This is a genomic window from Vibrio sp. 1249-1 (assembly GCF_033340495.1).
Map to the genome: position 1 here is coordinate 1 of NZ_JAWOWJ010000433.1, position 759 is coordinate 759.

Sequence of the window (759 nt, forward strand, 5' to 3'; positions counted from 1 at the left end):
GTAACTTTGAGAGAACTACTTGGTTTTCCGAGACGTCGGAAACCGCTACACCGGAAAATCAATTGGAGAAATCACCATGGCAGTGAATGTAAACACTAACGTATCAGCGATGACCGCTCAGCGTTACCTAAACAACGCAAACTCAGCTCAACAAACTTCTATGGAGCGTTTGTCTTCGGGTTTCAAAATCAACAGCGCAAAAGATGACGCTGCGGGTCTACAAATCTCGAACCGTTTGAACGTACAAAGCCGTGGTTTGGATGTAGCGGTTCGCAACGCGAACGACGGTATCTCGATTGCACAAACTGCTGAAGGTGCAATGAACGAGACCACTAACATTCTTCAACGTATGCGTGATTTGTCTCTACAATCAGCAAACGGTTCAAACTCGAAAGCAGAACGTGTGGCGATTCAAGAAGAAGTGACCGCGCTAAACGACGAACTAAACCGTATCGCAGAAACCACTTCTTTCGGTGGTAACAAGCTACTAAACGGCACACACGGTGCGAAATCGTTCCAAATCGGTGCGGATAACGGTGAAGCAGTGATGCTTGAGCTAAAAGACATGCGCTCAGACAACAAAATGATGGGCGGTGTGAGCTACCAAGCTGAAAGTGGTAAAGGTAAAGACTGGAACGTTGCTGAAGGTAAGAACGACCTAAAAATCAACCTAACGGACAGCTACGGCCAAGAGCAAGAAATCAACATCAGCGCAAAAGCGGGTGACGATATCGAAGAGCTTGCGACTTACATTAACGG

General features: G+C 46.8%; 1 protein-coding gene. It reads left to right on the forward strand.

The window, feature by feature from the left end; all coding sequences use genetic code 11:
* Positions 1 to 76 precede the first annotated feature (76 nt).
* The coding region (locus R7Z50_RS26835) for a flagellin (RefSeq protein ID WP_132937424.1) at positions 77 to 759 on the forward strand (683 nt) is incomplete at its 3' end.